This window comes from Shinella sp. SUS2 (assembly GCF_001262505.1).
Taxonomy (GTDB): domain Bacteria; phylum Pseudomonadota; class Alphaproteobacteria; order Rhizobiales; family Rhizobiaceae; genus Shinella.
This window is the reverse complement of record NZ_KQ410758.1, coordinates 1-13,080: the sequence shown is the minus strand read 5'-3', so window position 1 is coordinate 13,080 and position 13,080 is coordinate 1. Positions and strand designations below refer to the sequence as shown.

Genomic DNA, 13,080 nt, shown 5'->3' with positions numbered 1-13,080 from the left:
CCGGTGCAGAATGAAATCCACCGAGCACCGCCCTACTGACGATCCTTGGCCCGGCTCTAGGTGGCCTGCAAGGTCCGGAAAATTCGATCCGAATGCCCGCGCACCGACCATGGCCGCTCGACACCACCAAGTGTTTCGCCAACAGCTAGCCCAGCCTGAATGGCATCTTCGTGGAAGCCGGATCCGAAATAGGACCCGCAGAACCATGTATTGGCTTTCCCCTGAAGCGACCATAGCTGCCTTTGGGCGGCAAGCGTCGCAGCGTTGAAGAGAGGATGCTGGTAGAGCCCGCGCCAGATTACCTTGTCTTCGGCCGGGGCATGTAAGGGGCTAAGCGTGACGAAATACGGACGAGGATCGGAAATCCCCTGCAACCGGTTCATCCAGTAGGTGACACAGGGCTTGCGCACCGCCGCACCGTCACGTCCGGATTGCGCGAGATAGTTCCAGCTTGCCCAGACACGCCCGCGACTTGGCATCAAAGTTTCGTCCCGGTGAAGCACCGTCTCGTTGTCGCCATAGGCGAACACGTTCAACAGTTCATCCTCGCGTGGGGAGCGGTCGGCAAGCATCGCCAGCGCCTGGTCGGCATGGGCACTGATCACGACGTGATCGAACCATTCGGCCTCGGCGCCGCCCACGGAAATCTCAACCGCGCCGTTGACGCGGCGGATTGACCTCACCGGCGCATTTGTCCGGATCCTGTCGCGGAATGGCGCCGTAAGACGCTCGACATAGGCGCGACTTCCGCCATCGACCGTTCGCCAGATCGGTCGGCGCACGAATTTCAGCAAGCCGTGGTTCTCGCAGAAGCGCACGAAGGAAAGCGCCGGATAATTGCCGATCTCAAGTGCCGGCGTTGACCAGATCGCAGCCGCCATCGGATAAAGGTGGTCTTCTCGAAATGCCCGCCCGAACCCGGCGCTATCGAGGTATTCGTCGAGGCTTGCAGACGGATCGAGATTGCGCACGCCGCTTGGTGCCTGACGGTAGAAGCGCACGAGGTCGCGCAGCATCGACCAGAAGCGCGGGCTTGCCAGGTTGCTGCGCTGGGCGAAAAGACCGCCAAGGTTCGTTCCGGCATATTCCAGCTGCCCACCGTCCATCGACACAGCAAAGGACATATCCGACGCCTTGGTCGGTACATCGAGATGCGCAAAAAGGGCCGTAAGGTTGGGATAGGTCACTTCGTTGTAGACGATAAAGCCGGTATCGACCGGGGCGCCGCCTGCATCCACTGTGTGAGAGTGGCCACCGATACGGTTGTCCGCCTCGAAAACCGTCACATCGTGACGCTGCGACAACAACCAGGCCGCTGAAAGACCGGCGATGCCTGTGCCGACGACCGCGATTTTGAGTGGCCGACCCGATTGAGGAAAATGGCGCATGGCAATCCTTTTGCGGCTTTCGAACTCTGTACAACTATCTGTATCCTTTACGAGCGCAGGAATCTGACGGATCACTGCGAATGACCGATTTCGTGGAGTGTGATCCGCTGATGAAAATGCCGCGTAGAAGGACGCATGAATGAAGTTTCGAGCCCGATACAGATTGATCGCAAACCAGATGCGCCGACAGGCCGGCGGCTTGCCGTGGTGAGTTCAAGGGACACACAACAGCCTCCCTCGCCCGGTGCACTTGTTGAGATGATGCTGAAGGTCGCGCAAGGTCGGGATCGCCAGGCTTTCGCCCTTCTCTTCCGCTACTTCGGGCCGAAGCTGAAGACCTTCTTCCTGCGCTGGACAATGTCGTCCGCAGCCGCAGAGGATCTCGTTCAGGAGACAATGCTGACCGTCTGGCGCAAGGCATCATATTTTGATGCCGAACGCGCGGGGGTCGCGACCTGGATCTTCACGGTCGCGCGCAACATTCGCATTGATCACCTGCGACGGCAGAAGGACCCCTCGGCTCTGCCGCCAGATCCTGAAACCGCAGCCGATACGGTCGAGGACGGAATGCTCGGCGCCGAGCGGGATGCGGCGGTGCGCGACGCGCTAACCGCGCTCTCGCCCGAGCAACAGACGATCATCCGCCTCTCGTATTTCAGCGAGAAATCGCAGACTGAAATCGCCGATGAGCTGGGTATCCCGCTCGGCACCGTGAAATCTAGAACACGCCTGGCCATGAACCGGCTTCGCGGGCTGCTGGAAGACAAATCATGACCACCACACATCACGCAACCGACGAGACCCTGATGCGTTATGCGGCCGGCACGCTTGCCGCCGCGCCCGCCATCGTCGTCAGGGCGCATCTGGCGAGCTGCCCGGCCTGTCGCGCCCGCGTCGGCGAATATGAAGCGCTGGGCGCCGCGCTCCTGGAAGAAACGGAACCGACGCAGATGTCGGCAACCGCGCTGAACGACGTCCTCGCCATGCTCGATGACGAGGATGCCGCCCCCGCCCTCCTCGCACCGCCGCCGCTGGTGCCGGTGGAGATTGAAGGCATTCGCCTGCCGGACGCCTTGCGCGGCTGCGATATCGGACGCTGGCGCTGGATCGGCCCCGGTATGAAGATGAGCCGGATCGGCGTGCCGCAGGATCCGGATGCCAATCTCATCCTTCTCAAGGTCGGCCCCGGCCGCGCGCTTCCCGACCACGGGCATGTCGGCACCGAATTCACCTACATCGTGTCGGGATCGTTTTCCGATCGTTTCGGCCGGTTCCTCCCCGGGGACCTTGCTGAAATGGATGAGGATGTCGAGCACCAGCCGATCGTCGATAAGGATGGCGAGTGCATCTGCCTCGCCGCCCTGGAAGGCAAGATGCGCTTCAAGAACGTCATCGGCCGCATGCTGCAGCCGATCTTCGGGATCTGAACCATGTCGGCGGCGGCGCTCTTCTTTTTTCTGGCCGCCGCTATCTCGCTGGGCATGGCGGCCGTCTGGCTCGCGGTCGTAAAGGGGGCGGGATCCGGCTGGGTCGATACCGTCTGGTCCTTTGTCGTGGGCGGGGCAGGTGTCACCGCCGCGCTTGTTCGGGTTTCGGGCTGGGAGGGCGATGGGCAGCGACGACTTCTCATGGCAGCGGTGGCTGCGCTCTGGTCTTGTCGTCTTGGCCTGCATATCCTGCGGCGCACACTGAAAGGCGGTGAGGATCCTCGCTACGCGAAACTTCAGGAGGAATGGGGCGAGCGCTGGCGCGGGCGTCTCTTCCTGTTTCTGCAGATTCAGGCCGCCGCCGCGCTTCTCCTGACCACCACGATCTTCGCCGCAGCACGCAACCCGGCCATGGGCTGGCAGTGGAGCGATATTGCCGGCATCGCGATCATCGTCATCGCCGTCGTGGGGGAAGGCATTGCCGATGCGCAGCTGGAGCGGTTTCGCGACGACGACACCAATGGGGGTAAGGTCTGCGATGTCGGGCTCTGGGGCCTGTCGCGCCATCCCAACTATTTCTTCCAGTGGCTCGGATGGGTTGGTTATGCAGTCGTGGCTATCGGCCCTGCCGGCGATTGGGGCTGGGGCTGGCTGGCGCTTGCAGGCCCCGCCTTGATGTATTGGCTGCTGGTGCATGTTTCAGGGATTCCGCCGCTTGAGGCGCACATGATGCGTTCGCGCGGCGCTGCCTTCACCGCCTATGCCAAGCGCGTCAACGCCTTCTGGCCGGGCGCGCAAAAACGGGAGCAGACCATATGAACCTTGCCGTGACCGCCATCACCGCCGCCGAGCGGCTGCCGTTACCCGATCATGCCCTGCGGTTCGGCATCAGCCGGCTCGTTGGCCGCACGCGCCGGCTGCTGGCGGAGGGGACCGGTCCGACGGACCGGGATTTTGCGCGCTCCATGAGTGAATGGCCCATCGCCGTGCACACGGATGACGCCAATGCCCAACACTACGAGCTTCCCGCGGCATTCTTCTCGCTGGTGCTCGGCCCGCGCCGTAAATATTCATCCTGCCTCTATGCCTCGCCCGCCACGACACTCGCAGAGGCGGAAATCGCGGCTCTGGAGGAGACGTGCCTGCACGCGGACCTCGCCGACGGGCAGGATATCCTCGAGCTCGGCTGTGGTTGGGGTTCCCTCTCGCTTTTCATGGCGGAGCGCTTTCCGTCCGGTCGCATCGTTTCCGTTTCGAATTCCTCGTCGCAGCGGTTCTATATCGAGGCGGAGGCCAAGCGCCGTGGCCTTCGCAATCTGACCGTAATCACCGCCGACATGAACACGTTCTCGCCGGTCGGCACCTTCGACCGCATCGTGTCGGTGGAAATGTTCGAGCACATGTCCAACTGGCACTCCCTGCTCCAGCGTGTACGCGGCTGGATCCGCGACGATGGCCGGCTTTTCCTGCACGTCTTTTCGCATCGCAAGTCTGCCTACCGCTTCGACCATGCCGACAAGGCGGACTGGATTGCGCAGCACTTCTTTACCGGTGGCGTCATGCCCAGCCACGGGCTGGTTCGCGCGTTCGACGACAGTTTCAACGTCGAACGGGACTGGCGTTGGAACGGCAAGCATTACGAGCGCACCGCGCGGGACTGGCTCGACAATTTCGACCGAAACCGCGACGCGGTCCGCGCCATCTTCGAGGCGACCTACCGCAAGGACGCATCCGTCTGGATGCGGCGCTGGCGGATGTTTTTCCTCGCCACGGCCGGGCTCTTCGGCCATGCCGATGGAGAAGAATGGGGTGTGAGCCACTACCGCCTCAGCCCTGCCGGCGCAGGCCCGTGATCTTCTTTCTGAAACGCCTCGCCGCGATGGTGCGGGCCTATGTGCACCATCCCGACCCGCGTGTCGCTGCGGCGAACGTGATTTCCTTGCTGGTCGCGTCGAACCAGCCTTTTTACCCGCTCTATCTCTTCTGGCTGGTGAGTGCCGACATCACCGCCGCCTGGTTCACGTTCCTGTCGACACCGTTCTTTCTCGCCGTGCCGGCCGTGGCGCGCCGAAATGATGTGGCAGGGCGGGCTCTGCTGCCGCTGACGGGGATCGGCAATACCGTACTTTCGGCATGGCTCTTCGGCACCGCCTCGGCAGTCGAAATCTTTCTCGTTCCGTGCGGGGTCATCGCGCTTGTGCTGTTTCGCCCGCGGGAGCGTGTCGTCGCCCTCGCGATTACCGCGCTCGCCTTCGGCGTTTTCCTTCTGTTGCACGATGTCTATGCTCTGCCGCTCGCGCAGTACAATGCAGCGCAATACGCCGCCCTGGCACGGCTAAACCTGATGAGCGCCGGCATGCTCACCGCCTTCGTCGCCATCCTGTTCTCAGGGATTCTGGCTGAGGCCGAACGGTCAGCCGATGCGGCTCGTCACGAGAAAGCCGGCTGATGCACCGGACGCCGTGACGAAGGCTCCCCACGGAATATCGGCGAGCGTAACGGAAAGCGGCCAGTCCTTGAGTGTCGCCTGGTTGGTGAGGTCATAGGTCGCGTAAGCTACCAGGCCGAGGATCGCACCGTTCAGCGCAGCCTTGCTGAGCCCGCCCTCGTCGAGCGCGGGCACCACGGCGAAAAACACGATGCCGGCAACGTAGATCAGATAGAAGACAACGGCCGGCGCCAGATGAAACTGCGGCGCCAGTTTGTCGCCCAAGAGCGGCCGGTACAGCATATCCGCCATCGTTGAAAGCCAGATGGCATCGACGATCAAAAAGGCGATGCCGGTCGCCAGATAGGCGATGACGATGGTTTTCATACCGATGTCTCCCACTAGGTTTGTCGACATTTCTACGCCTTCGTTGTGTTGACGGATCACCTCGGGTGAACCGATGCGCCCACGCGTGCGTATTCAAGGAAAAGCAACGAGGATGGACCGATGAGGATAGCCGTTCTGACTGCGTTTTCCGCCCTGATGCTGACTGCCTCTGCGTCCCACGCGCAGCAATCCGCCGATCCGAGCGGTGTCTGGCTGCGCGATGACGGGAATGCGCGTGTGCGCATTGCGCCATGCGGCCGCAATATCTGCGCCACCAATCTCTGGATCAGAGATACCAGTAAGGGCGAAGAAGCCGGTGACCGCCTGATCATGTCGCTTCAGCCCAAATCGCCAGATACATTATCCGGCACCGCCTTTGATGAGAAACGCGAGCGCACCTATTCGATCACGGTGCAGGTGTCCGACAACTCGCTTCTAACGCGTGGCTGTATTCTTGGCGGCGTGCTTTGCAAGAATGTGCGCTGGCAGCCGGCCCGATGATGAACGGAGAAAAGCAAGGCATGAAGCAGGTCCGGGTCACCAGCATGGCTGACAACGGCCAGCCGCCATCTGCGGCCGGCACGCTTTATCCCGGAAAGGTGATGCACCAGAGGCTCAGTCCTTTCGGTCATCGCTTCAGCTATAGCGTCTTTTCCCTCCTCGTGGATGTTGACCAGCTTTTCGCTCTTGCCGGGCTAACCCGTATGCTTGCGGTGAACCGCGCGGGAATCCTGTCGTTCCACGAGCGCGATCACGTCGAAGAGGACGGTGAGACGCTGCGACAGTTCGCTGACCGTCTGCTGGCGCGCGCCGGCCTCGAAAGGCCCGCAGCGCGTATCCTGCTCCTCGCCTACCCACGTATGTTCGGTTATGTCTTCAACCCGCTCTCGACCTATTTCGCCTATAACGACGAAGACCGGTTGGTTGCCATCATCTATGCAGTCAGGAACACCTTCGGCGAACGCCACAGCTACGTGGCACCGGTCCTTGCGGGCGACATCAGCGCCGCCGGCATTCGGCAGACGCGAACGAAGGTTTTTCATGTTTCCCCCTTCATGGACATGGGGCTGCGCTACCACTTCCGCATCCTCCCGCCCGGCCGGACTGTCCGGCTGCGAATTCATGAAACCGCAGGCAAAGAGCCGGTTATGGCCGCCACGTTCAATGCGGACGCCGCGCCGCTGACGGACGGCATGCTGGCGCGCTGCCTGATCCGTTTCCCCTTCATGACGATGAAGGTGATGGCCGGTATCCATTGGGAAGCCTTCAAGCTTTGGCTGAAAGGCGCACGCTTCCGCACAAGTCCGCCACCACCGGAAACAGCAAGTTACTCGGACACGGCGTGAAACGGCTTTGAGCCGCACGGCGTCCGAAGCGCCTGCCCCATAATTTTATAAATTTTTTCAGGAAGACATCGTGGTCGCATTAGCAAGAATATTCAGGCGTGGTCTTGGCGAAAACCGAGCGAGGATCGGACTTTTCGCGCGCGCAATGAACGCCGTCATCGCATCTGTCGATATCGGGAAAATCACAGTTGTCCTGCCCTCAGGCGAACGTAGTGAACATATCGGCACACGTCCGGGGCCTTCGGCGGCGATCAATATTCACAGATGGCGGGCCGTCCGCCGGCTCGCGACAGGCGGTGATCTCGGCTTTGCGGAAGCCTATATCGATGGGGACTGGTCGACGCCGGACCTGGAAGCCTGCCTGGAATTGGCCGCACGCAACATCGATATGCTTGACGGAAAGATTTCAGGCCACCTAGCGGTCAGGCTGCTGCACCGGTTCCGCCATGCGCTGCGCGCGAACAACAAGACCGGCAGCCGAAAGAACATCGCCTATCATTACGACCTCGGCAATGCCTTCTACAGGGAGTGGCTCGACCCGAGCATGACCTATTCCTCAGCACTCTACACGGAACCGGCCCTCAGCCTGGAGGAGGCCCAACGGGCAAAGATAGAGCGGGTCAAACAACTCCTGTCGATCAAGGGGGGTGAGCAAATTCTCGAGATCGGTTGCGGTTGGGGCGCACTCGCAGCAAGTCTCGCACATGCGGGCGCCACGGTGGATGGTGTAACGCTATCCTCAGCGCAACTGGACCATGCGACGGAGTGCATCCGGGCCAACGGCCTGCAGGAAGCGGTCCGCCTGCAGTTGAAAGACTATAGGGATGTCACGGGAAGCTTTGACCGGATCGTGTCCATCGAGATGCTGGAAGCGGTTGGAGAGGCCTATTGGCCGCTGTTTTTCAAGACTCTGCAGCAAAGGCTTCGCGCGGGCGGACACGCCGTGCTTCAGGTCATCACGATCGACGAGAGCCGTTTTGCCGCATATCGAGGCGGGGCAGATTTCATTCAGCGACATGTCTTCCCTGGCGGCATGCTTCCGACCAAAGGCATAATTCAGGAGCAGGCCGCGCGCGCAGGACTTCAATTGGTGCAATCCGAGTATTTTGGATTGGATTATGCTCGAACGCTCCTCGAATGGCGGCGACGCTTCCATGCTGCTTGGCCGAGGATCAACGCATTGGGTTACTCTGAACAGTTCCACCGTTTGTGGGACTATTATCTTTGTTACTGCGCGGCTGGTTTTAAGGCGGGAACCATAGATGTCGGCCTCTATGTATTGGAACGGTCTGCCGACCCCACTCGCGCGAGGCGGTAAACTTCCGCGCTTTCTCCCACGCTTCCTGGTAACTGAAATTGGCACGACAAAGAATGCGAATAACATCTGCAAAAATCGAACACAGCCATCCGCCTGTCAAGCATGGCAAGGTCGGCGTTCTGCTCGTCAATCTCGGCACGCCCGACGGCACGGACTACACGTCCATGCGGCGCTACCTGAAGGAATTCCTCATGGACAAGCGCGTCATCGAGTGGCCGCGCATCGCCTGGTATCCGATCCTCTTCGGCATCGTGCTCAACACCCGTCCCGGCAAGGTCGGCAAGGCCTATGAGACGATCTGGAACAAGGACCGGAACGAGAGCTACCTGCGCACCTATACCCGCAGCCAGGCCGAGCTGATGGCCGAAGCCATCAAGGATCATCCGAACGTCGTCGTCGACTGGGCGATGCGCTATGGCCAGCCCTCCATCGCTTCGCGCATGGAACACCTGCAGAAGCAGGGCTGCGAGCGCATCGTCGTCTTCCCGCTCTATCCGCAATATGCGGCCGCAACGACGGCGACCGTCAACGACAAGGCGTTCGACACGCTGCTGAAGATGCGCTGGCAGCCGGCGCTGCGCACCGTGCCGCCCTATCACGACGACCCGGCCTATATCGACGCGCTCGCCCTCTCCATCGAGAAGCATCTTGCGACGCTCGACTGGGAGCCGGAAAAGGTACTGACCTCCTTCCACGGCATTCCGAAAAGCTATTTCGAGAAGGGCGACCCCTATTACTGCCAGTGCCAGAAGACCGCGCGCCTGCTGCGCGAACGCCTCGGCTGGTCGAGCGACAGGCTCGTGGTCACCTTCCAGTCCCGCTTCGGGCCGGAGGAATGGTTGCAGCCCTACACCGACAAGACCGTGGAAAAGCTGGCGCAGGAAGGTGTCAAACGTATCGCCGTGCTAAATCCCGGGTTCGTTTCCGACTGCCTGGAAACACTGGAAGAGATCGCCGAGGAGGCTGCCGACAGCTTCCTGCACAACGGCGGCGAAAAGTTCGCGCACATCCCCTGCCTGAACGATTCGCCGGAAGGCATAAAAGTGCTGGAGAAGATCGTTAGGCGGGAGCTTTCCGGTTGGGTGAACCCCAAGGCGCCGTAGTAGGTCTTAAGGTACTGCCTGCCGGGAATTGAACCGCGCCGAGTTTGCCGGAGACCCCAACTCGTGAGAAGTAGGGTCTATGACAAGCAAGACGACGAACAAGTTTTCTCCTGAAGTACGCGCCCGCGCCGTTCGAATGGTTGTCGAGCATGAAGCAGAGCATCCGTCGCGGTGGGCGGCCGTGTCTTCCATAGCCGCCAAGATCGGCTGCTCTGCGCATACGCTCAATGAATGGGTGAAGAAGGCTGAGGTGGACAGCGGCAAGCGAGCTGGCCTGCCGAGTGACGTCGCCGAGAAGATGAAGGCTCTGGAGCGGGAGAACCGCGAGCTTCGTCAGGCCAACGAGATTTTGCGCAAAGCCTCTGCGTATTTTGCGATGGCGGAGCTCGACCGCCCACTGAAGCGATGATTTCCTTCATCGACGAACACCGCTCGGTGCTCGGGGTCGAGCCAATTTGCAGACTGCTGCCGATTGCCCCGTCCACCTATTATGAGGTCATCGCCAAGCGCACGGATGTGGACCGTCTGTCGGCCCGCGCTCGACGCGACATTGCCATGAAGGTCGAGATACGCCGGGTGTTCAACGAGAACTTCCAGGTCTATGGCGTGCGCAAGGTCTGGCGACAGTTGCAACGGGAAGGTTACGACATCGCCCGCTGCACAGTCGCTCGGCTTATGAGGGCAATGGGGCTGCAGGGCATAATTCGCGGCAAACCGATCCGCACGACGGTCAGTGACAAGACCGCGCCATGTCCGCTCGATCGGGTGAACCGGCAGTTTTACGCTCCCGCGCCGAACATGCTGTGGTTATCCGATTTCACCTATGGTGCGCCTCGTCCCGGATAGACCGGGGTGCATATGACTGGAATGCATTGAGAAAGGAGGTTTTGAAGAATGCCTGCNGGTGCGCCTCGTCCCGGATAGACCGGGGTGCATATGACTGGAATGCATTGAGAAAGGAGGTTTTGAAGAATGCCTGCTCCCTGCTGTGAGGGGGCAAGAGCCCAAGCGGCGGTGACCTGTCGTCAACTGGCAGGGTGACGTAGCCCGCAGGTAAAGGGAATTGAGGCGAAGCCGTTACGCCGAGATGGTTCCCGAGGCTGTAGCACTGGAAGGTTGAGGAACACGAACCGGTTAATCCGCATCCGAGGGCTGAAATGTCGCCTTCGCCTACACGGCTTAACAGGCGAAATGCTGATGAGGTCGCTGGAGACGTATGTCGGCGGCATCCGAATGTGGGCGTACATGTAGGTCGCCTGCAGGGAGTCATGGGGAGAACACAGTCAGACCATGGCAGCGGCATCGACTTGCGGGACGCAAGGACAAGGACTGCGATCGGCAACCTCCCCACTGCGCGGAATGTCCAGCATATGAACGAGGGAAGGCATGATGGAATGCCCACGATGTACCGCGTCGCAAGGGAGTTGACCCTGATGTCCATCATGCTGGCGGAGTTCCCGTAGTAGTCCGCGGCAGGGAAAGCCTGCCACATGGCGAAGGGGAACAGTTCAATCTGCTTGGAGTGCAAACTACCTGACCAAACGAGGTGAAGACCTTTGATAATCAGCGAAATGCAGCACAAGCTCGCAACATGGGCCGAGGCCGGTCCGAACCGTCGGTTCGATCGTCTTCTTCGGCTCATTGCCGACCGGGAATGGCTTGCCGAAGCCGCCCGGAGAGTTCTGGCGTCGAGTGGCGCACGAACTCCGGGCATTGACGGAATGGATAAGCGACGGATGCAGGCCGGGCTGGATCGCCATCTGGCCGACCTGCGGACAAACCTGCTGAAGGGGACCTATCGCCCGAAGCCGGTCAAGCGAATCTATATCCCGAAAGCCAATGGCAAGCTACGACCGCTGGGTATACCGACCCTGACAGACCGCATTGTCCAACGTGCCATGCTGATGGCCATGGAGCCGATATGGGAGAGCGACTTCCATCGCCTGTCCTATGGCTTCCGGCCGGAACGCAGTGTGCATCATGCTGTCCGCACCGTGAAGATACAGCTTCAGGATGGCGGTGGCACGAAGGGACGCTGGATCATCGAAGGTGATCTGGCGAGCTACTTCGACACCGTTCATCATCGGCTGCTTCTGCAATGCGTACGGCGGCGGGTGCGGGACGGACGGTTTGTCGATCTTCTCTGGCGAATCCTGAAGGCAGGCCATATTGATCGTGGTCTGTTCATGGCGTCCAGCGAGGGTGTTCCGCAAGGCGGCGTGCTGTCGCCGCTCCTGTCCAACATCATGCTCCATGAGTTTGATGCATGGCTGGAGGCGAAATACCTGAATAGGAAAGCCCGTAAGGATCGCTGGGCATGGAACTTCGGCATTCAGCAGGGACGCCCCATAACGGTTCGAGAGAACCGGCAATGGAAACCTGCGATTGCCTATTGTCGCTATGCCGATGACTTCGTCGTCATCGTCAAAGGGACGAAGGTCCATGCCGAAGAAATCCGCGAGGAATGCCGGGCCTTTCTGGAAGACCGCCTGAAGCTGACGTTGAATATGGAAAAGACCCATATCACCCACGTCGATGACGGGTTTGTCTTTCTGGGGCATAGGATCATCCGAAAGCGAGGGCCGAACGGGCACATGTCCGTCGTCACGACGATACCCAAGGAAAAGGCCAAGGCGTTTGTTCGCAGACTGACCGAGGCCCTTTCCGGCAATCATGATGTTGGCAAGGTCGACATGGTGGACCGCCTGAACCGCCAACTGGCGGGATGGGCGGCGTTCTACAAGTTCACCGACTTCACAGCACGCACCTTCCGGCGCATCGACCATGTCGTGTTCTGGAAACTGGCGCACTGGCTGGCGCGGAAATATCGGTCACGCATCAAACCCTTGATGCGGAGCTGGTATCGGGCGCCGGAGGCGGGCAAGGCAAAAACCTGGCTCGTTTACGGACGAAGTGAACGTGGAAACCGTGTCGGAAAGGCTCTGCGCCGAATGGTATCGAGTCCAAAGGCGCAGTTCCGATGGCGGAATCCGGAGATCAATCCATACATCTTCCGGAGCGAAACGCGCAGCACCGTCACCTCGAACTATCGTGATGTTGCCATGGCCATGGGCCAAGGTTGAATAGAGAGCCGTATGCGCTGAAAGGTGCACGTACGGTTCGGGGAGGAGAAGCGCATCCGCGCTTCTTACTCCACTNGAATAGAGAGCCGTATGCGCTGAAAGGTGCACGTACGGTTCGGGGAGGAGAAGCGCATCCGCGCTTCTTACTCCACTGGCCACTTGGCAGGGCTTCGTTTACGTCGCGTTCGTGATCGACGCCTTCGCTCGCCGCATCGTCGGTTGGCGGGCAAGCCGGACTGCCCATGCGGGCTTTGTGCTCGATGCCCTCGATCAGGCACTTCATGATCGACGGCCCGTCCACCGTGGCGGGCTGGTTCACCATTCCGACCGCGGCTCGCAATATGTGTCCATTCGCTATTCTGAGCGACTGGCGGAGGCTGGCATCGAGCCGTCTGTCGGCAGTGTCGGCGACAGTTATGACAACGCTCTCGCCGAAACGATCAACGGTCTTTACAAGGCCGAGGTCATCCATCGACGTGGGCCGTGGCGAAACTTCGAAGCCGTAGAGTTCGCCACTTTGGAATGGGTCGACTGGTTGTTTAATCGCATCGTAGAGGTCAAGCCCCTTCGTCCAGATTCTGTGCGAGGATAGCCACATAC

At 60.5% G+C, this 13,080-nt stretch carries 12 protein-coding genes, 2 pseudogenes and 1 other annotated feature; of the genes and pseudogenes, 12 read left to right on the top strand and 2 right to left on the bottom strand.

Annotated features, from left to right (window positions below):
• Nucleotides 1-56: 56 nt before the first annotated feature.
• Nucleotides 57-1,388: an NAD(P)/FAD-dependent oxidoreductase gene (locus AKG11_RS30430; protein ID WP_050746673.1), complete on the bottom strand. Its 1,332-nt coding sequence runs from the start codon at nucleotides 1,386-1,388 to the stop codon at nucleotides 57-59.
• Nucleotides 1,389-1,523: 135 nt separating this feature from the next.
• Here AKG11_RS30430 and AKG11_RS30425 point away from each other — a divergent pair, with 135 nt between their 5' ends.
• From AKG11_RS30425 to AKG11_RS30405, 5 genes are read left to right on the top strand one after another with little or no spacing between them, the layout of a single operon-like run.
• A complete protein-coding gene (locus tag AKG11_RS30425; RefSeq protein ID WP_082342840.1) occupies nucleotides 1,524-2,162 on the top strand; it encodes a sigma-70 family RNA polymerase sigma factor in 639 nt (212 codons plus the stop codon).
• Complete coding sequence (locus AKG11_RS30420; protein ID WP_050746671.1) at nucleotides 2,159-2,815, top strand: ChrR family anti-sigma-E factor; 657 nt, start codon at nucleotides 2,159-2,161, stop codon at nucleotides 2,813-2,815. Before AKG11_RS30425 ends, AKG11_RS30420 begins: the two co-directional genes overlap by 4 nt.
• A gap of 3 nt (nucleotides 2,816-2,818) precedes the next feature.
• Nucleotides 2,819-3,634 (top strand): DUF1295 domain-containing protein, encoded by an 816-nt coding sequence (locus AKG11_RS30415; RefSeq protein WP_050746670.1) that lies wholly within the window; start codon nucleotides 2,819-2,821, stop codon nucleotides 3,632-3,634.
• Nucleotides 3,631-4,668 carry an SAM-dependent methyltransferase gene (locus AKG11_RS30410; RefSeq protein ID WP_050746669.1) on the top strand — a complete coding sequence of 346 codons (1,038 nt, stop codon included), beginning with the start codon at nucleotides 3,631-3,633 and terminating at the stop codon, nucleotides 4,666-4,668. The genes AKG11_RS30415 and AKG11_RS30410 overlap by 4 nt, the downstream gene beginning before the upstream one ends.
• The gene (locus AKG11_RS30405) at nucleotides 4,665-5,264 is read left to right on the top strand and encodes a hypothetical protein (RefSeq protein ID WP_245290282.1); all 600 of its coding nucleotides are present in this window, start codon (nucleotides 4,665-4,667) and stop codon (nucleotides 5,262-5,264) included. The genes AKG11_RS30410 and AKG11_RS30405 overlap by 4 nt, the downstream gene beginning before the upstream one ends.
• Here the strand turns inward: AKG11_RS30405 and AKG11_RS30400 are convergent.
• Nucleotides 5,229-5,630 (bottom strand): DUF2177 family protein, encoded by a 402-nt coding sequence (locus tag AKG11_RS30400; protein ID WP_050746668.1) that lies wholly within the window; start codon nucleotides 5,628-5,630, stop codon nucleotides 5,229-5,231. The genes AKG11_RS30405 and AKG11_RS30400 overlap by 36 nt on opposite strands.
• A gap of 120 nt (nucleotides 5,631-5,750) precedes the next feature.
• Between AKG11_RS30400 and AKG11_RS30395 the strand changes: the two genes are divergently transcribed.
• The 7 genes and pseudogenes from AKG11_RS30395 to AKG11_RS33945 form a co-directional block, all read left to right on the top strand.
• Nucleotides 5,751-6,131, top strand: a complete 381-nt coding sequence (locus AKG11_RS30395) for a DUF2147 domain-containing protein (protein WP_050746667.1) — start codon at nucleotides 5,751-5,753, stop codon at nucleotides 6,129-6,131.
• Entirely contained in the window at nucleotides 6,128-6,976 is an 849-nt protein-coding gene (locus tag AKG11_RS30390) for a DUF1365 domain-containing protein (protein WP_245290281.1), read from the top strand. The genes AKG11_RS30395 and AKG11_RS30390 overlap by 4 nt, the downstream gene beginning before the upstream one ends.
• A gap of 70 nt (nucleotides 6,977-7,046) precedes the next feature.
• Nucleotides 7,047-8,294 carry an SAM-dependent methyltransferase gene (locus AKG11_RS30385; RefSeq protein WP_082342837.1) on the top strand — a complete coding sequence of 416 codons (1,248 nt, stop codon included), beginning with the start codon at nucleotides 7,047-7,049 and terminating at the stop codon, nucleotides 8,292-8,294.
• Between the two features lie 53 nt (nucleotides 8,295-8,347).
• On the top strand, nucleotides 8,348-9,397 hold the full coding sequence (gene hemH, locus AKG11_RS30380) for a ferrochelatase (protein ID WP_050746666.1): 1,050 nt from the start codon (nucleotides 8,348-8,350) through the stop codon (nucleotides 9,395-9,397).
• Between the two features lie 79 nt (nucleotides 9,398-9,476).
• Nucleotides 9,477-10,240: pseudogene (locus AKG11_RS33950) on the top strand (IS3 family transposase); the annotation flags it as partial.
• Nucleotides 9,761-9,877, top strand: a sequence feature (AL1L pseudoknot). Its footprint overlaps the pseudogene before it by 117 nt.
• A 713-nt stretch (nucleotides 10,241-10,953) precedes the next feature.
• Entirely contained in the window at nucleotides 10,954-12,480 is a 1,527-nt protein-coding gene (ltrA, locus tag AKG11_RS30360; RefSeq protein ID WP_245290320.1) for a group II intron reverse transcriptase/maturase, read from the top strand.
• A 145-nt stretch (nucleotides 12,481-12,625) separates the two neighbouring features.
• Nucleotides 12,626-13,072 (top strand): annotated as a pseudogene (locus AKG11_RS33945) (DDE-type integrase/transposase/recombinase); the annotation flags it as partial.
• Between the last annotated feature and the right edge of the window lie 8 nt (nucleotides 13,073-13,080).